This is a genomic window from Photobacterium chitinilyticum, assembly GCF_004104355.1.
Taxonomy (GTDB): domain Bacteria; phylum Pseudomonadota; class Gammaproteobacteria; order Enterobacterales; family Vibrionaceae; genus Photobacterium; species Photobacterium chitinilyticum.
In genome coordinates, this window is record NZ_RJLM01000011.1 from 23311 (window position 1) to 42296 (window position 18986).

Annotated in this window: 17 protein-coding genes; 6 read left to right on the forward strand and 11 right to left on the reverse strand. The window is 49.6% G+C overall.

Going from position 1 to position 18986, the window contains the following annotated elements; genetic code table 11:
• The first annotated feature begins 433 nt into the window (after window positions 1-433).
• From aspA to EDI28_RS19845, 3 genes are all read left to right on the forward strand, one after another.
• Window positions 434-1894 (forward strand): aspartate ammonia-lyase, encoded by a 1461-nt coding sequence (aspA, locus tag EDI28_RS19835; RefSeq protein ID WP_128785628.1) that lies wholly within the window; start codon window positions 434-436, stop codon window positions 1892-1894.
• 111 nt (window positions 1895-2005) lie between these two features.
• Complete coding sequence (locus EDI28_RS19840) at window positions 2006-3307, forward strand: anaerobic C4-dicarboxylate transporter (protein ID WP_128785629.1); 1302 nt, start codon at window positions 2006-2008, stop codon at window positions 3305-3307.
• Between the two features lie 169 nt (window positions 3308-3476).
• Window positions 3477-5354 (forward strand): protein-disulfide reductase DsbD, encoded by a 1878-nt coding sequence (locus tag EDI28_RS19845; protein ID WP_128785630.1) that lies wholly within the window; start codon window positions 3477-3479, stop codon window positions 5352-5354.
• Window positions 5355-5443: 89 nt separating this feature from the next.
• Here the strand turns inward: EDI28_RS19845 and EDI28_RS19850 are convergent, their stop codons facing one another.
• Window positions 5444-6622, reverse strand: a complete 1179-nt coding sequence (locus EDI28_RS19850; RefSeq protein ID WP_128785631.1) for a GGDEF domain-containing protein — start codon at window positions 6620-6622, stop codon at window positions 5444-5446.
• Window positions 6623-6810: 188 nt separating this feature from the next.
• Here EDI28_RS19850 and EDI28_RS19855 point away from each other — a divergent pair, with 188 nt between their 5' ends.
• The 3 genes from EDI28_RS19855 (at window position 6811) to EDI28_RS19865 (ending at window position 9656) form a co-directional block, all read left to right on the forward strand.
• Window positions 6811-7446, forward strand: a complete 636-nt coding sequence (locus tag EDI28_RS19855) for a response regulator transcription factor (protein ID WP_128785632.1) — start codon at window positions 6811-6813, stop codon at window positions 7444-7446.
• Window positions 7447-7674: 228 nt separating this feature from the next.
• Entirely contained in the window at window positions 7675-7941 is a 267-nt protein-coding gene (locus EDI28_RS19860; RefSeq protein ID WP_128785633.1) for a DUF4212 domain-containing protein, read from the forward strand.
• A gap of 11 nt (window positions 7942-7952) precedes the next feature.
• On the forward strand, window positions 7953-9656 hold the full coding sequence (locus EDI28_RS19865) for a sodium:solute symporter family protein (RefSeq protein WP_128785634.1): 1704 nt from the start codon (window positions 7953-7955) through the stop codon (window positions 9654-9656).
• A 122-nt stretch (window positions 9657-9778) separates the two neighbouring features.
• On the opposite strand, the gene EDI28_RS19870 is transcribed toward EDI28_RS19865, so the two are convergent.
• From EDI28_RS19870 to fliD, 10 genes are all read right to left on the reverse strand, one after another.
• Window positions 9779-10813 (reverse strand): hypothetical protein, encoded by a 1035-nt coding sequence (locus tag EDI28_RS19870; protein WP_128785635.1) that lies wholly within the window; start codon window positions 10811-10813, stop codon window positions 9779-9781.
• Window positions 10806-11852 carry a plasmid segregation protein ParM domain-containing protein gene (gene parM, locus EDI28_RS19875; protein WP_128785636.1) on the reverse strand — a complete coding sequence of 349 codons (1047 nt, stop codon included), beginning with the start codon at window positions 11850-11852 and terminating at the stop codon, window positions 10806-10808. The genes EDI28_RS19870 and parM overlap by 8 nt, the downstream gene beginning before the upstream one ends.
• Window positions 11853-12280: 428 nt before the next feature.
• Entirely contained in the window at window positions 12281-13267 is a 987-nt protein-coding gene (locus EDI28_RS19880) for a flagellar motor protein MotB (RefSeq protein ID WP_128785637.1), read from the reverse strand.
• Window positions 13268-13270: 3 nt separating this feature from the next.
• Window positions 13271-14122: a flagellar motor stator protein MotA gene (gene motA, locus EDI28_RS19885; protein ID WP_128785638.1), complete on the reverse strand. Its 852-nt coding sequence runs from the start codon at window positions 14120-14122 to the stop codon at window positions 13271-13273.
• 11 nt (window positions 14123-14133) lie between these two features.
• Window positions 14134-14874, reverse strand: coding sequence for a FliA/WhiG family RNA polymerase sigma factor (locus tag EDI28_RS19890; RefSeq protein ID WP_233353479.1), 741 nt, complete (start codon window positions 14872-14874; stop codon window positions 14134-14136).
• A gap of 25 nt (window positions 14875-14899) precedes the next feature.
• On the reverse strand, window positions 14900-15391 hold the full coding sequence (locus EDI28_RS19895) for a flagellar basal body-associated FliL family protein (protein WP_128785640.1): 492 nt from the start codon (window positions 15389-15391) through the stop codon (window positions 14900-14902).
• 45 nt (window positions 15392-15436) lie between these two features.
• On the reverse strand, window positions 15437-16660 hold the full coding sequence (locus tag EDI28_RS19900) for a flagellar hook-length control protein FliK (protein ID WP_128785641.1): 1224 nt from the start codon (window positions 16658-16660) through the stop codon (window positions 15437-15439).
• Window positions 16661-16668: 8 nt separating this feature from the next.
• Window positions 16669-16959, reverse strand: a complete 291-nt coding sequence (locus EDI28_RS19905) for a hypothetical protein (protein ID WP_128785642.1) — start codon at window positions 16957-16959, stop codon at window positions 16669-16671.
• The gene (gene fliS / locus EDI28_RS19910; protein WP_128785643.1) at window positions 16949-17356 is read right to left on the reverse strand and encodes a flagellar export chaperone FliS; all 408 of its coding nucleotides are present in this window, start codon (window positions 17354-17356) and stop codon (window positions 16949-16951) included. The genes EDI28_RS19905 and fliS overlap by 11 nt, the downstream gene beginning before the upstream one ends.
• A gap of 12 nt (window positions 17357-17368) precedes the next feature.
• A complete protein-coding gene (fliD, locus tag EDI28_RS19915) occupies window positions 17369-18919 on the reverse strand; it encodes a flagellar filament capping protein FliD (RefSeq protein ID WP_164918595.1) in 1551 nt (516 codons plus the stop codon).
• Between the last annotated feature and the right edge of the window lie 67 nt (window positions 18920-18986).

The following is an 18986-nucleotide window of genomic DNA, read 5'->3' on the forward strand; positions in this document are numbered from 1 at the left end:
TTGCTGTCTGTGAATTATGCACTACACGGATAAAATCACCAGCAGTCATCACTCTACGTTCTATCTTTTAATATTGGGAATAATAAGACGCTTTTCAACCTCTCGAGTGTACCAGAAGTCGGAAGCTGAACCCATGCTGACAACGAAAAACAGAACCTTCACATTCTGTCACACCCTGTCATTTTTACACACAAACCACCGGAGGGTTGTTAACACTGGATGTGATCAAGATCTCGTTTTTGTGCAAATCTTTTCAGCCGGATTCAAAAAGTGATCTGGATTATGTTTTTACCCCTAAAGGGTAGTATTATCGGCTCCAAACAATAGGTGTCAGGTACGATCATCTAGCCAAAATCTCTGCAGAACGGATTCTATACTTTAAGAATTGGCTCAATAATTGAATTTTATCAGCAGATTATACTAAGGCTACATTATGTCTCAGATGATTGATCTAGAAAAAAATGAAGCAACTTTAAACGTTGCAACCCGCATCGAAGAAGATCTTCTTGGCGATCGCCACGTCCCAGCAGACGCATACTGGGGTATTCACACTCTTCGTGCCGTTGAGAACTTCAACATTTCCCAAACGACTATTTCTGACGTACCTGAGTTTGTTCGCGGTATGGTTTTCACCAAGAAAGCTGCTGCCATGGCGAACAAAGAGCTGGGTGCTATCCCATCCGATGTTGGCGAGTTCATCATCAAAGCATGTGACGAGATCCTTGAAACAGGCAAGTGCATGGATCAGTTCCCGTCTGACGTCTACCAGGGTGGTGCCGGTACTTCAGTTAATATGAATGCCAACGAAGTGATTGCAAACCTTGCTCTTGAGCTTATGGGCAAAGAAAAAGGTGAGTATGACATCGTTAACCCTAACGACCACGTAAACAAGAGCCAGTCAACTAACTGTGCTTACCCAACAGGCTTCCGTGTTGCGGTTTACAACAGCATCCTGAATATGGTTGAAGCTCTTGAGTACCTGAAAGGTGCATTCGACGCGAAAGACAAAGAATTCGCAGACGTACTTAAAATGGGCCGTACCCAGCTGCAAGATGCTGTTCCAATGACTGTCGGTCAAGAATTCCACGCTTTCGGCGTACTGATCAAAGAAGAGATCAAGAACCTTCGCCACACCGCGCAGCTTCTGCTTGAAGTTAACTTGGGTGCTACAGCGATTGGTACTGGTCTGAACGCTGCGACAGGTTACCAGGAACTGGCCGTTCAGCGTCTGGCTGAAGTCACTGGCCTTCCATGCACACCTGCAGAAGACTTGATTGAAGCAACGTCGGACTGTGGCGCATACGTTATGATCCACGGCGCGCTTAAGCGTACTGCTGTTAAGCTTTCTAAGATCTGTAACGACCTTCGTCTGCTATCTTCAGGCCCTCGCGCTGGTCTAAACGAGCTTAACCTACCTGAAATGCAGGCAGGCTCTTCTATCATGCCAGCAAAAGTAAACCCAGTGATCCCAGAAGTGGTCAACCAGGTTTGCTTCAAAGTGATCGGTAACGACACGACCATTACTTTTGCAGCAGAAGCGGGCCAGCTTCAGCTAAACGTGATGGAGCCGGTTATCGGCCAGGCACTGTTCGAGTCAATCGACCTACTGAAGAATGCATCTATCAACTTACGCGACAAGTGCATTGACGGCATCACGGTAAACAAAGAAGTTTGTGAGTACTTCGTATTCAACTCTATCGGTATCGTGACTTATCTGAACCCGTTCATCGGCCACCACGAAGGTGACATCGTTGGTAAGATCTGTGCTGAGACAGGCAAGAGCGTACGTGACGTCGTGCTAGAGCGTGGCCTTCTAACTGAAGAACAGCTCGATGACATCTTCTCAGTCCAGAACCTGATGCACCCAGAATATAAAGCGAAGCGTTACAATTAATAGAACGCAAACGCGATAAAACCCGGCGGATTTTCAAGAAGAGGATCCGCCATTTTTTTGCTACAGATTTCCCCCTTTTATATTTTTTTACTTTAAAGACAGGACAATCTCATGATTGGTGTAGAACTATTTGTCGTTCTCGCGTTTATTTATTTAGGCGCACGAATCGGCGGTATTGGTATTGGTTTTGCTGGCGGTGCCGGTGTATTAGTACTTTCCCTTATTCTCGGTATGGATGCAGGTAATATCCCTGTAGATGTAATCCTTATTATCATGTCAGTAATTACCGCGATCGCAGCTATGCAGGTTGCAGGCGGTATGGACTGGCTAGTTGACCTAGCAGAAAAATTTCTGCGTAAAAACCCGAAACGCATCACCTTCTATGCGCCGATGGTTACTTACTTCATGACGCTGCTTGCAGGTACCGGTCATACCGCGTTCTCTACCCTGCCGGTTATCGCTGAAGTTGCCAAAGAGCAAGGCGTTCGCCCTTCTCGTCCGCTTTCAATTGCAGTTGTGGCATCACAAATTGCCATCACCGCATCGCCTATCTCCGCAGCGGTTGTATTCTTCTCTGGCATTCTCGAACCGCTGGGAGTGGGCTACCTAACGCTACTGGCTATCTGTATCCCAACCACATTTGTGGCTTGTATGGCTGGTGCATTTGTATCTAACTTCCTGGGCTGCGAGCTAAAAGACGATGCGATTTACCAAGATCGCCTGGCCAAGGGCCTGATCAAGATCCAAGGTGCCACTAAGCGTGAAATCTTGCCAACAGCAAAAACAGCAACTTATATCTTTATTGCTGCCATTATTGCAGTCGTTGCCTACGCAACCATGATTTCAAGTGCGGTAGGCCTTATCGAAGATCCTTCCCTGGGTCGTAACGATGCCATCATGGTATTCATGCTGACAGCAGCCATGGCTATCGTTACTTTCACCAAAATCGATGCGTCCAAGATTGCCAACGCGGCAACGTTCAAGTCTGGTATGAGTGCTTGTGTGTGCGTACTGGGTGTCGCATGGCTAGGTGATACGTTCGTATCTGGACACATTACCGAAATCAAAGAGTTCGCCGGTGAAGTGCTTGAGCAATACCCTTGGATGCTTGCGGTAACGCTATTCTTTGCTTCTATGCTGCTTTACTCTCAGGGCGCAACAACAACGGCTCTAATGCCTGCGGCACTGGCAATTGGTGTGGCTCCGCTAACCGCTGTCGCTTCTTTCGCCGCCGTAAGTGCACTGTTCGTATTGCCGACTTACCCAACACTGCTTGCAGCCGTTGAAATGGATGACACAGGCTCTACCCGTATCGGTAACCTTGTATTCAACCACCCATTCTTCATTCCGGGTGTTGTAACCATCTCAACCTCTGTGGCACTGGGCTTTGCTATTGGCGGTATCTTCCTGTAATAGCGCCGGTCAGGCAATCAAATACAAAGGCTACCTTCGGGTGGCCTTTTTGTTTTTACACCGTAGATGAAACCAAACACTGAATAACACGGTCTGAGAGGGTATAGTAGATACCCAAAGCACCTTGAGGTGGTTTGGGTATAAATCCCTGCTGACGAGCCTGATCTGAATGATGAAATTTAAACAATATAGCGGATTCTCCCGATTTCTTGCCCTTGTTGCGCTAACGGGAACCTTACTGGCCAGTGTGGTCAGCCTGCCTGTCCGAGCTGAATTTTCCCTCCCCGGGTTTTCAGACAATAGTGCCAACAAGTTTGTGACTGTTGACGAGGCCTTTCCTTTCAATTTCAGCCAGCAAGGTGATGTGGTTTACCTCGACTGGCAAGTCAAACCCGGCTATTACCTGTACCGGCACCAGCTATCGGTTACCTCAGACAATGCCGAACTGGGCACCATTGATATTCCCGCGGGCCAGCCGTACAGGGATGAATTTTTCGGTGATGTCTTTATCTACACCGATCCGCTAACCGTCAGCGTCCCTATAGTTAACGCCACAGACAGCTCGGTGCTAACCGTACGTTATCAAGGCTGTGCCAAAGCGGGTTTTTGCTATCCGCCGGAGATCCGCCAAGTACCGCTGTCCGCCGTTACAGCAGGCTCATCGTCGCGGCTGCCAACAGACGCTACCGATAGTGGATATGCAAGCGAAAGAACAAAAACAGCAAGCAACCCAGCCAAAGTAAGTACTAACACCAATAGCGTAAAAGCGACACAGCCACCCGCTTCTGAGCAGGATAAGCTGGCCAGTGATTTGGCCGAACAATGGTGGACGCCGCTTGTTTTCCTAGCGCTGGGGGTAGGCCTGGCCTTTACCCCTTGCGTGCTGCCGATGTACCCCATCCTGACCGGAATTGTACTGGGCAACGGCCAGCTCAGCCATGGCCGGACATTCCGTCTATCCTTTACCTATATACAGGGGATGGCACTGACCTATACCCTGCTCGGTCTGGTTGTTGCCTCTGCGGGTATGCAGTTCCAGGCAGCCCTGCAGCACCCTTATGTGCTGATCGGCCTGAGCGTGATGTTCGTCCTGCTGGCACTGTCGATGTTCGGAGCCTACACCCTGCAACTGCCGAGCAGCATCCAAACCTGGCTCAGCGGCCTGAGTAACAAGCAAAAAGGGGGCAATACCGGTGGCGTATTTGCAATGGGGGCCATTTCCGGACTGGTATGTTCACCTTGCACCACCGCCCCATTGTCCGGAGCCTTAATTTATGTCGCCCAAAGCGGTGACTTGCTAACCGGAGCCATCGCTTTATACGCACTGGCTATGGGGATGGGGATCCCGCTCATTCTCGCGGCGATGTTTGGCAACAAGCTACTGCCTAAAGCCGGTAACTGGATGAACCATGTCAAAGTCTTCTTTGGCTTTATCTTGCTGGCTGTTCCGGTCTTCCTGCTTGAACGCATTCTGCCGCACGAACTGGTTCCTTATTTGTGGTCAGTACTGGGGATCGCCGCGTTCGGTTGGCTATACCATGTCAAAAACACCCTAACGGTATCGTGGCGCAGCAGTACGCTGGCGGTGATTGCCATTGTCGGCCTGTTTGCTTCTGTTCAGCCGCTGTATCAGTCTCTGACCGGCAACTCGCCATCAACAAGCCAGGAACCAGTCACGGTAGAATTTGAGCGCATCAGTACTATTGACGATCTGAACCTGGCGCTGGCCGAGGCCAAAGCCCAGGGCAAGCCCGTAATGCTGGATTTCTACGCCGACTGGTGTGTGGCCTGCAAGGAATTTGAGAAATATACCTTCCATGATCCGGAGGTTGCACCCAAGTTACAGCAGTTTGTCCTGCTGCAGGCCGACGTCACCAAAAGCTCACCGACAGACATTGAGTTACTAAAGGAAATGGATGTACTCGGCCTGCCGACGCTGGACTTCTGGGATACCAAAGGCAACCGTATTAGCAATGCCCGCCTGACTGGTTTCATGGAAGCCTCGCCTTTTCTCAGCCACCTGGATAATCACAAGCTACTCAACTAAGTGATTACTCACATACAAGAAAGAGCACCTTAAGTGCTCTTTTTTTATTCCCTCTATAACCTGTCATACGGTTATTCTCGGTAACTTAACTATCCAGGACGGCTTATTGGCTCATAACGAGCAATAACATCAACTTGTTCGTTTTCGTTATCATTATCCTGATCATCGAGTTCATTATCGGCGCGTAATTCATTAATCGCATCATGCATATACTTGCGCATCTGGTTAACATTCCAGTTCGGTGCCCACTCCATTATCGAGATCATGACACAAACCGGCTGCTCCAGATCCGCTTTCACCAAATTGTCACAGCAGCGATGAATATGCCTTTGGATCCGTCCAGCCACCATTTCAGCACCGCCGACGTCGGTATCGGGTAGCAAGATCGCAAACTCGTCACTTCCGACCCGGGCAATAAAATCACGAGGACGATAGATCCCACGACGCAGCCCTTTGGTCACCCGCTGTAGCAGCTGTTCATAGGCCTGGTGACCGCATGTCATGGTATATAAGCGTAACGGTTCTACACTCACGATCATCAACGTCAGCTCGCTGTGATGGCGGCGCGCTGCCATAATTTCGCGCTCTAGCATCAATTCAAAATGCCGACTATTTTGCAGCCCGGTGACTTGGTCAACCAAAGAGACAGAGGCCAGCTCAAGACGCAAACGCTGCTCTTCATATTCATGAAATACCGACGCATGGAACCAGTGGTATAAACATTCACGCACCACAATAGCCATCACCAGACGGCTTGCGACACTCAGGACAGTGAGCGCCTCGTGGGTGGGATCCAGATATACACCAGCAAATAAAAACGAACAGAAAACGGGGCCAATCGCCAGGTACATCGCGGGGCGGTAACTGAAAAATGCCACCACGGAGAGGAAGATGAATAAATCGCTATACACGTAAAATGTAGAAAAATGGGAGTAGTGGATCAGTAACGGAAACAAGACCGCCCAGCAGCCCCCCAGCAAACCGGCCAATGCCAAAGAGGCAACCTGCCAGCGAACTTTAATCGGTATAACTTGCACCACCAGCCATAAGACAAATGCCACGCCCCCCATCAGCGCAAAAACGCCGCTAAAGATGGACTTAACATGACTAGATACCGTGGGTTCTAACCAGAACAGCTCAATGATAACCAGACCCAGCAGCAACAAAGAGGTAATCGTGATCAGCTTCCAGCCTTGTTCCTGGCGCTTAAATTGCTGCTGCTCAAAATAGTCTTTCCCTGTCGTCCATGTCTCGATGTGCCGGATCATTCCGCATTCCTAGATTCACGCTATCCCATTGATATTAAGCGACCAATTTGATCAGCTCCTTAACAAGTAATTCGTCATTGCCCTACTTGTAACATAAGAACCGATCCAGTTCAGATCTTGACTGTTAACAAATTGATCTACTCTATAAGCAGTGATAGCGTAATTAAAAACAATCAGACAAGACTGCCATGGACGCTCAGTACACTATTGTTATTGCCGATGATCACCCGCTGTTTCGCAATGCCCTGTTTCAATCAGTGCATATGGCCATAAGCGGTGCCAATCTGCTGGAAGCTGATTCTCTTGATACCCTGCTCTCCCTGCTGGAAAAAGAGCCGGACGTTGACCTGCTGCTGCTGGACTTAAAAATGCCCGGAGCCAACGGCATGTCCGGGCTGATCCAGCTTCGTAACCAGTACCCGGATCTCCCCGTGGTGGTGATCTCTGCCAGCGAAGAAACCAATGTCGTACGTCAGGTTCGCAGCCATGGTGCTTTTGGCTTTATTCCCAAATCCAGTGACATGCGGGCTCTAATTAGTGCCCTGAACCAAGTACTGGAAGGCGACCCCTACTTCCCCGAAGGACTCGGTGACGAAGACGATGAGGTCAACGAGCTGGCCGAGCGCATTGCCGCCCTGACACCACAGCAATACAAGGTATTGTGTATGCTGTCTGACGGCCTGCTCAACAAGCAGATTGCCTATGATCTTAGTGTGTCCGAAGCGACCATCAAGGCCCATATGACCGCTATTTTTCGTAAGCTCGGGGTAAAGAACCGTACCCAAGCGGTTATTCTTCTGCAACAGATGGATCTGAGTCAGTAGGCACTATCTAGCCGCAAGTTATTTTCTCTGAACAGTTAGACTTTCGGCTAACCCAACATTTACGTAACATCTTTAAATCTCTGCACTGCTCACAGAATCGCCGTATTTTCGGCGATTTTGTCGTTTCTGTCTCGACTAAAGTTGCACTGTTTCATTGCCTGAACGTTGCTATTGTCACTACGTAACATTTTATTAACGTGATTTATGACGACGTGAAAGGAGATGACAATGGCGTTTGAATCCAAGGAGCAGGCCCAGGCCTATTGGAAAGAGAACCTCGCAACGATGGGCTCCCTCCTAGCCATCTGGTTCCTCGTATCTTACGGTGCAGGCATTCTATTTGTCGATGCCCTCAACAGCATCCAGCTTGGCGGTTTTAAGTTGGGATTCTGGTTCTCGCAGCAAGGTTCAATCTACACCTTTGTTGTCCTGATTTTTGTCTACGTAGTGCGTATGAATGCGCTCGATCGTAAGTTCAACGTACAAGAAGACTAAGAGGTTTCAGCATGGATATCCAAACCTGGACGTTTATTTTAGTAGGTATAACCTTTGCGGTTTATATCGGCATCGCAATCTGGGCCCGGGCCGGCTCAACCAGCGAATTCTATGTCGCCGGCGGCGGTGTTCACCCGGTTGCCAACGGTATGGCTACGGCCGCTGACTGGATGTCGGCCGCCTCCTTCATCTCGATGGCCGGTATTATCTCATTTGTCGGTTACGACGGCGGGGTATACCTGATGGGTTGGACCGGTGGTTATGTACTGCTTGCCCTCTGTCTGGCACCTTACCTGCGTAAATTTGGTCAGTTCACCGTGCCGGATTTCATCGGTGAGCGTTATTATTCAAAAACTGCACGTATGGTAGCTGTCTTTTGTGCCATCTTCGTTTCTTTTACCTATGTTGCAGGCCAGATGCGTGGGGTTGGCGTGGTATTCGCCCGTTTCCTCGAAGTTGATATCAACATGGGTATCATCATCGGTATGGGTATCGTATTCTTCTACGCGGTACTGGGCGGAATGAAAGGGATCACCTACACCCAGGTTGCCCAGTTCTGCGTGTTGATTTTTGCCTTCCTGGTACCGGCTGTCTTTACCTCTATCATGATGACAGGCAGTCCGCTGCCACAAATCGGTATGGGCTCGACGCTAACAGGTTCGGAAACCTATGTACTGGACAAGCTTGACGGGTTAACCACGGAATTAGGCTTTACCGCCTATACCGACGGCTCGAAGAGTATGGTTGACGTGTTCTTCATCTGTGCAGCCCTAATGGTGGGTACTGCCGGTCTGCCGCACGTTATCATCCGTTTCTTCACCGTACCTCGGGTTAAAGATGCGCGTATTTCAGCTGGCTGGGCACTACTGTTCATTTCACTGCTATATACCACAGCACCCGCTGTTGCCGCCTTTGCCCGTGTCAATATGATTGAGACTATCAACGGTCCGGACATGCAGGGCGTTGCTGCAGAGCAAGCACCGGGCTGGGTCAAAAACTGGGAGAAAACTGGCCTGGTTAACTGGGAAGACAAAAACGGCGATGGCAAGATGTTCTACTCGGGCGATGAACGCAACGAGATGAAGATCAACCGTGACATCATCGTACTGGCAAGCCCAGAGCTGGCGAACCTACCAAACTGGGTTGTTGCCCTGTTGGCCGCAGGTGGTCTGGCTGCCGCACTATCAACAGCAGCGGGTCTGCTACTGGTTATCTCGACCTCGATTTCCCATGATTTGCTGAAGAAAGGCTTCAGGCCGAACATGACCGACAAACAAGAACTGCTCGCTGCCCGGGTGGGTGCCGCAGTGGCCATTGTCGGTGCCGGTTATCTGGGTATCAACCCTCCGGGCTTTGTGGCACAGGTTGTAGCCTTTGCCTTCGGTCTGGCGGCTGCCTCCTTCTTCCCGGCCATTATCTTGGGTATCTTCTACAAGAAGATGAACAAGGAAGGGGCGATTGCAGGTATGCTTTCTGGTATCGCATTTACTGCGTCATACATCATTTACTTCAAGTTCATCAACCCAGCCGCAAATACGCCTGACAACTGGTTCTTCGGTATCAGCCCGGAAGGTATCGGTACGCTGGGTATGTGTCTGAACTTCGTGGTCTCGATTGTTGTGAACAAGTTCACCGCCGAAGTACCGACAGAAGTACAGGATATGGTTGAATCCATCCGTTATCCAAAAGGCGCCGGAGCCGCACAGGATCACTAATACCAATCTGGATAAGTAGTTGTTCAGATACTGATGTAGATTGGTATCATACTGCCTGAAGAGTCAGTGGCTAGAAAACAAAAACGGAGCATCACGCTCCGTTTTTCTTGTTCGGTTTAGTCTTACCATAACCCTTTTTTCTTGACCTTCTGCATATTGGCTATGGTTGTCGTCAGATCCGCCTCATCATCACCTGGCTGCTCTTTTACCGAATCCGCAGAGGCTGTCAGCGACATCGTCTTGATTAGCTGGCTTTGCGCCTTGATTAACGCTTTTAGCTCCGCAATTTCACGCTTTTGACTATTGGCCCGGATCTCTTCAGTCAGAGCCTGTTGCAACTCAGTCATATCTGGCGTTACGGATTCACCATCAGGCGCTACATCCTCAGAAGCCTTGATCTCAGAAGCAATAGCCTCATCAGCGATAACGTCGGGAGCTGTAACCTCGGCTGGCTGGACAGCATTGGCCGAAACCGACTCGGCCAGCTCTGAGCAGAGGCTCATCAACGCCTGACGGGTTTCGATCAATTCCTGCTGGGTCTGCTGCTGAGTCTGTAGCAACGCACTTTCGCGCTCGGACGACTCGGTACATAGCGTCACCAAGGTCTGTCGCGTTTCAGCCAATTCCTGCTGTGTTTTCTGCTGACACTGCAATAGTGCATTTTCACGCTCGGACGACTGTGCAAAATGTCGCTGGTGATCCTTGCTTACCTGCTGGTGGCTTTCATTTGCCTGTTGCAGTTCACTGCGCAGGAACTGGATTTCATTCAGTAGCGGGGACATATCGACAGCCGCTCTAAGACCATCAAGATCCTGTCGGGAAATCGCAGACTCCGAAGCTGGCGCCATCGGGATCATTAGGCCGCACGCGTCAAAATGCTGTTTTAACGTCGCCATCTTGATGGAGTCATCACCCAAGGAGCTTGCCAGCCCGGCACTGAGGGTCGGGCTAAGCAGATGCAAAAACATCCCGGATAGGTAGATGTTTTTATGCATATGCAGGCTGTTATGCAGATTGAGGCCGTCATCGGGGTTATCAAGCATATCTTTACGCTCGTTCACCCACTTCTGCATAATGCCGACCGCATAGCGGTCGGACAAGGAGTTAACAGGATTTAGATAAATCGAGTAGTTAACTCGCTTTAGCTTACTACTCATCTTCTACCTCGATGAGAGTTTCGCGTTCGATATGGATATCTTCTTCTTCAGTGTTATACAGGCATAATTCACGAGCCAGCGCTGACTGGGCATCCTTGATCAGTACCACACGTTCACCCAAGGTTTCATAGGCAGCCATAATCGCCGGATAAACCAGAGGTGCGCCGCCACCAACCAAGTAAACACGGTTCGGGTTTTTGGCAAACTTCTTTGCTTCATAAGCAACGGCATTGCCCAGCTCTTCAATCTTGATATCAATTTTGTCTAAAATGCTGTCGAGCTTAGACTCATCATTTACGACCTCTTTGACAAACTCCAGATCATTGCGACGCTTGATCAGCTCGTTGGCAACCAGGTAGCTTGAGTCACTGTCGGCAGAAGCCAGTGCCTTGCGCGCGGCATCTGTAACCATACATACACCGATCTCGTTGTTACCGTAGATAGCCGATACATCATCAAACTCACCAACCACAATACCCATATCCAAAGTTGTACCACCACAGTCGACAACCAGTGAGCGGGTAAACTCATTACAGTTTGAGTTAATCAGCGTCGACATCACAGCCGGCAGACTTTCTGGCATGACTTCGACATCAACCACCTCGAACACTTCACCCTTGTTCAGGGTGATCTCACGCATCAGGTTTTTGCGCTTCTTGGCAATTTTTTCTTCGTTACGCTGGCAGTCTTCAGAATTATAAAACTCGGTAATTGGCAAGGTAACCACCAAGACAACCGGGCATGGCTTCAGGCCTGTCTGTAGCAGCGCATGGTGAACAGCCAACAGGTTCAGATCATCGTACTGGTAGTCGACGTGAGTCGTTTCCAGCGCTTTGTCCGATGTCGCATCATACGTATATTTGGTCGTACCAATAGTGTAGTTATATACCTTTTTATCGCGTCGTAGGGCTGCACTCTTCCAATCTTTACGGAAAGAGTTCGGTGATACGATAGTTTTCAACTGGTTATTCTCAATCCAGCTAACTTTTACATTCGTTGAACCATCATCAACCGCAATTTTAAACGCAGATACCGTCATAACTTTCACTCACAATAACTATTAATAATTCGCAACCAGCCTCGATGATTTATAAATACACCCTTATAAAAAATCGAACTAAATACAATCAACCAAAAACAATGAAATACGTTTTATTTATTGAAAAACAAAACGAAAATAATCAATAAGTAACAATTTTTCATGAGATATAAATGCATTTCCATCAACACATTATCTCATTATGTCCTTTGAAGCTTTCCTACGGGGCAGTTCAGAGTACGTAAGAGCGGCTGCATTATCTTGCAGGTAGCGTCGATAAACAATGATTACCTGCTCGCTACTGATTACAAATTGCCATTAAAACGCCCGCTACCACACAAGTACAAAGCTAACTAAATGTTATTAAATAAAAAAACATACTGACCAGAGACATTTATCAAAAATGGCATAACTGGCCAGCAATAGTATTAATTCACCATCATATCCAGTCGTGACACAGGACGATTGGCCTCGGCAAAATTTCTCGCCTTGTGTACTGCCGTGCCCTCATTGCCTTCAGGTTGGCCTTTACCAAACAACAACGCCAATTGTTCATCGGCTTCCTTGGTAAGCACCATCATTTCAATCCGGCGGTTTTTTCCACTTCTGGTATCTTTTTCATTTACCGGCATCCGCTCAGCCATTGCAGCCACCTGCAGTACATTACTACCTGGCAAGCCGGAATCAACCAGCACCTGACGGGCCTTCAGCGCCCGAGATCCCGATAAATCCCAGTTACTATAATCACTACGCTGGAACTGGGTACTATCGGTATGGCCACTGATCACCAGCCGGTTTTGGATTTGCCCCAATATCGGCGCAATGTTAAATAACATATCTTCAAAAAAAGGCGTGATCTGAATGCTGCCACGCTCGAACATAAAATGATCCTTATCATCCTGGATCAGGATCCGCAGCCCCTGCGGAACAATTTCCAGCACAATATTGTTGGATGCCGAGAGCTCTTCTGCGATCTGGTTTAGTGCCTTTGCCAGCAAAGCCAGCTGCGGGGTTGATAGGTGATTGCCTGCCAATGCCGCATTCAGCTTGCGCCCTCTGCCGGCACTTTGCTCCTGGGGAACTTGTTGCGACATTGAGGAGCCGAACCGATGGTTACCGTTGGAGGTATCACTCATCGGTTTTTCAAACGGCGAGACATTACCATCAAAATCGATTGGAAAAGGACTATTGGTAATTTCAAAAATATTGTCAAACACTGTCGCCGTCTGTAGCCGTTTCTCGATTTCGATCCGCTCTTCCTGAGTCGTGATCCCCATCAGCCACAGCACCATGAAAAAAGCCATCATCGCAATCGCAAAATCGGCAAATGCTACTTTCCAGGCACCACCATGGTGCTCATCATGATGACCCCGGGCTTTTTTCTTAACAATAATGATATGGTTATCTTTGCTCATGATTTACCCTTGCCCTGTCATCCAGTTTTCCATTGCAGCAAAGGTAGGCTTATATTCTGTATGCAGAACCTTACGTCCGGCATCAAGTGCCAGCAAGGTCGGTTTACCCTGAACCTGAGAAACCAGTATGGCCGAGATCATATTCAGCGCCATCATTTCTTTCTTTACCTGATTGGCAACCGACGCTGCCAACGGTTCAAATACCGCATAACACATCAAGATACCGAAGAATGTCCCGACCAAGGCGGCGGCAACTTTTACCCCAATCAAAGCCAGATCACCCCCAATGCTTTGCATCGTCACCACAATCCCAAGCACCGCAGCCACAATACCAAAACCCGGCATCGCCTCACCAACCTTGCCTAGCGCTTTCGATGGACGCATCAAGTCTTCTTCAAGAGTGTGCAGCTCTAGTTCCAATACGGCTTCAAGATCATGATGATTCATTTTTCCCATCGCCATCATGCGCAAGTTGTCGGTAATAAAGCTCACCAGCACATTGGACTTGGCCACCTCAGGGTATTTATTGAAAATTGCGCTGCCTTGCGGGTTTTCAATGTGATCATCAAGCTTTTTAATCCCATCTTTACGAATGGTTTCCAGCAGCTCGAACATCAGCTCCAAGGTCGACTTATAGAAATCAGGACCATACCCCTTACCAAACGTCATTTTAAGGCGAGTGACCGTATTCTTCAGGACATAAGTAGGGTTCGAGATCACCATCGCACCGAAACCGGCGCCTAGGATTATAATAAATTCAGCAGGTTGCCAGAGTGCCAATAAGCGCCCCGAGGCATGGGTGTAACCATATACAATGCACCCGAAAACAATGACAAAACCGATAATAATTTGCATCTTCTACTCCGCTAAACTGACTCACGCCAGTCAGTCAACATACTGTTCAGGCTTTTCAGGGCCTTTTTGTGGATCTGGCTAACACGAGCTTCGGTCAGCTCGAAGACCAAGGCGATCTCTTTAAGGTTCATTTCGTGCTCATAATAAAAACTCAGCATGACCTGCTCCCGCTCGGACAAGCGAGACAATGCCTTGGCCATGGCCTGTTTTAGTTGTGCACGCTCGTAGCTATTACATTGGAAGCTCAAACCGAAAAATTGCTCGCCATCTTCTTGCAGGCCTTCCAGGCTACCGAGATTTTCGGCCTTGGTATCAAGCCGCCGTTGTTGGATATCTGATAACTCAAGCCCCATTTCTGCGGCCAGCTCCTGATCCGTCGGTACCCGTCCTAGCTGACGACTAAGCTGGCGCTCAGTATCTCTGAGTTCATGGCCGTTCTGACGAGAACGGCGAGAACGCCAGTCCATCCGGCGCAGCTCATCTAGAATGGCACCACGAACACGCTGCGCAGCCAGACGCTCCAGTGCCGCATCATCTTCATCCGGGTAACGGCGAATAATATCGAGCAGGGCCACCAGGCCGATTTGCTCCATATCTTCAGACGACATCACTGTCGTCACCTGCCCTGTCAGGTGCCTCACTACACGTTTCACAAGGCCGGCAAACTGAGTGATCAGACGCTGCTCTCGCGATTTCTGCCCCAGCTGACGGCTCTGCTGATAGGCGTGAAGCCCCTGAGATTCATAAGACATTGCTGCACCGTGCACATCGGCCACCTTACTGGATCACCATTTTTGTGATCAGTACCTGATCGATTCCATTACTGTTTGCCATATCGCTCATGACAGTTTGGATCGCACCCCGCAACGCCAGCTGCAATGGCTTCATTACACCCGACTGGGCCAAATCGTTGTAATGCTGATCACTCAACAGTGTGATGACAGCATTGCGTACGACTGGCATATATTCCTGAACCGTGTCGAGCTGTTCCTGGTTATAGCTCATCAATGACAGTTCCAGCATTAGGTAATGCAGACGATCATCACCAGGAATACTCACCACAAACTTTGTCAGCGGCAGAAACACCGGCTTTTTCACTAATGCAGCTGTAGACACGCTCTCAGCTAACGCCAGCTGCTGTTCTGCCTGTTGTTTTGCCTGCTGCTGGAAATACCACCAGCCACCGCCCCCGGCAAGGGCGACAACCAGCACAACAGCCGCAATGATCAGCGGACGCTTGCTTTTAGGCGTTTTAATTTCATCTGTCATATCAATATCTTACTTATCATCAAACCGCATTTTTAAACCATGTTCTTAAACCATGGCCTCATAACGACCATCCAGCCCCGACAACGTCGCTGACGATGTATCTTCAGCCTGCATCACCACTTGGTTAGCCATAATGTCTGACTCGCCTTCCGCCCCTGACTGCTGGTGTGATTGCTGATGCAACCCACTGGAAACAGACACGTCTGCTAGCTGCATCTGGCTACCATCAAAATCAAATCGTAACCGGTCGGCATTGGCCGCCAATGCCTCACGCAGCTGTGGATGGGCTGCGGTAAAGTGCACCGAGACCTTGTCTCCCTCTAGTCGCAGGTTTACTTCCAATCGTCCAAGTTCTGGCGGATCCAGACGCACATGAGCATGCTGGATCTGATCGGTTTTGCTCAGCTGCAAACGCGAGCGTAGCTGCTCGACCAAATCACGGCCCCATTCAGGCTCGGTGATATCTACACCTGCATGTAGCTGCTGGGTTGTAGCAGCTGCTGCCGCAGATGATGGCAAGGACATATTGTTGTTGATTTGGCTGCTCAAATTACTGTGCATATTCATTGCCGGCCCCGACAGCGTGGTTGCTGCCAGTTTATCCATCAGAGAACCGTCAAACGGTATCGCCATATCTTTGGCAAGTGGCAAAGCATCACCAGTATTGGCTTTTTGTTGTTTAAGCAGATGCTGCATTTGCTCAAGCAACTCGGCGTTGGCCGGATCAGTTTGCGCCTGCTGCCCAGTTAACTGCGCCAGCAACTGGTTCATCTGCTGCGCAGCATCCTGGCCCTTGCTCTGGCCTATTTGCTGCCCGACTAGCGGATTAGAAAGCTGGGCCGATAGCTGCTCGGCAACCTGACCAGACAACTGTTCAGAGGCCTGAGTAGAAAGCTGGGCCAGCATTTGCGCCTGCTGTTTTTCATCCAGACCAGCGATAGGGTTCTCTGTTGACGAGCCCTTTGGCAAGGCAGCCAAAGCGTTCTGCTGGGCCAGACTCATTGCTAACGATTGAGGTGTCTTATCCTGCAATGCTTGCGCTTCAGCGGATACTTCCTGTGACTGATCCTGTGACAGTTCTGCAGATGCCTCATCACGTTCAGTGACTTCTTCCTTCGGCTCTGACGGCTTATCCAGTCGCTGCTCGAACTCTGCAAAGCTCATCGGCTCGCTGTCATTGGAACCATTCGATTTAACGCGTGGAGAGCCCGTTGACGAGGAAGTGGCCTGGGCTGCGTTTTTTGCTGCTACATTGGCTGAAACTTGCATGTCACTCTTTATTCTTGGTTTTGCAGATAAGCGTGCATACCTTCTCGGTTACCCGCCTGCTGCTGAATTTGCTGCTGGGTGCTTGCTTTCTCTCGCTCGCCCTCAGCAATCATGGTGCTATAAAGCAAATTAAGCCGCTGAAGCTGATGCTTCGCGGCTTCCGTCAGTCGCTGTTGCCTGATTGTCGGGATTGCACGCTGTAATTTGCAGTCCAGCTGCGCGAGCGCTTCCCAGTCCTGAGCGGCCAGAGCCTGCTCAAAGCTGTTGTGTAATCCCTTCAGTTGCAGATCAAGCTTCACTGCCGACCTGCACGCGATTTGGTTTAAGTACCACCCAGCCTTCGAGGATTTCGTTGATCAGGTGGACCACCTCATCAATGGCTGCGACATCGTTGCCAATATTGGCTTCGAACAAGCGACGACCGCAGTAGTCGTACAGACGGAACAATTCTTGAGTTACCTCGCCGCCTTTTTCCTCGTCCAGTACGGTACTCAAACCGTTCAAGATATCGAGGCATTTGGAAATCATCATGCCTTTGTCGGCAATCTGGCCGCGCTCCATAAAACCACGGGCACGTCCCAGGTTCTCCAATAGCCCTTCCAGCAACATCTGGATCAGACGGTGCGGGCTGGCCGACGCCGCCTGGGCATGGTTCTGTGAATGTTGGTAAGCACCTAAACCTTCGTTATTCATCATCTTCCGCTCTAATTACATCAACATGCTAACCAGCATGCTCTGGGTTTGGTTCATTTGGGCAATCTGGCTATCCATCTTTGCGTAGTAGTTACGCAGATAGAGGGTCTTGGCTTCCATCCGTTCGTCCAGCTTTTCGCGATCTTCTACAATCTGCTTATTGCTGTATTCCAGCTGATCTATCCGGCGATCATAAGTACCGCCGTTCTTGTGGTAATCATCAAGAATAACCAGCATCTCATCCATCATGCCGGTTTGGGTGTCGTTCCCCAGAAACATGGTAGAGACGGCCTCGAAGTCATCTTCCAATGCTTTATCGAGCTTCTTCTGGTCGATTTCCAGCGTCCCTTTGCGGGAGGTGGTAATACCCAGCTGGGACAGCGTCTGATAGGTCGATATGGTGTATTCGTCACCAATAACTCCACGCATCCGGCTGATCATGCTACGGGTAGCCGAATCACCCGACAGCGCCGCTGCACCGTCCTCGCTCGATTTGGTGTAGGTATTCACCGTCTCGATCACTGAGTTGTAGGCATCGACAAACGCCTTGATATTGGTATTGACCGCAGCCTCGTCACGCTCGACCTTGACGTTGACCGCACCGGTATCTTTCAGGTTCAGACTGATACCGTCGATCACGTTTTCCATCTTGTTGGTGGCCGAGGTAAGCTCCATCGAGCCATACTTCACGATGGCATCTTTGGCCGCCTGCAGATTCTTCTGACCATTTTCAGGCTGGGTAATATCTACCGTATTACCCTTGATATCCGCAGGGGCAAGGGTCACGCTAACGCCGCCGATGGCATTGGCCTGTCCGGTATTCTTTCCGTTCAGCACCATGCTGATCCCGTCACCGGAACGTACCAGCGTCGCTTTCACCCCGTCATTATCCGGGTGGCTATTGATCGCCGATTGCAGCTCTTCAATCGTTACCCCATCATTGGTCAGGCGGGTAACTTCGTCATCGTAGGCTTTCTGCCGGGTGTTATAGCTATCGAGTCGACTCTGGTCAAAATCTGAGTTAGCCGAGTTTTCCAGAATGTCTTTGATCGCAGCCTGATCGGTGGTGACATCGAGACCATGCTTGTCGGCGATATCTTTGTAGACCTGATCCTGATGCGCTTGCTTCTTATCGTTTTCCTTGGTGATCAGATCCGTTTGCAACGTAGCAATATCAATGTTGACCGAGTCAAAGCTAATACTGCCCTTGGAAAAGGTGCTACCTTCCGATACCTTGAACAGCTGATCGCGCTGGGTCTGTGCCAACTGGGTCACGTCAAAGCTGTATTCGCCAGAAACCGCATTACTATCGACGGTCGCCGACAGTACGTCCTCATTACTTAGCAGCGCCTTTAATTTTTCAAGCTCGCTGCTGGAGTTCAGATCCTCGACTTTGTCACGGAAACTGTTAATGGTGTTCTGAATTTCTTTCAGCGCATCCATCTCGGCACTGTTCATGCCCTCGGTGCGTTTGAGCTGGTTATCTTTCGGCGCACGTTCGGCAGCAACAATGGCACCGATCATGGCTTCATAATCAATGCCCGAGCCTAATCCTGTCATTAACATATTTTAACCTCCGCCAAAGAGTGCCTTTTCCCGAGTTCAACCAACCGGAACAACCGGATACGCTCCG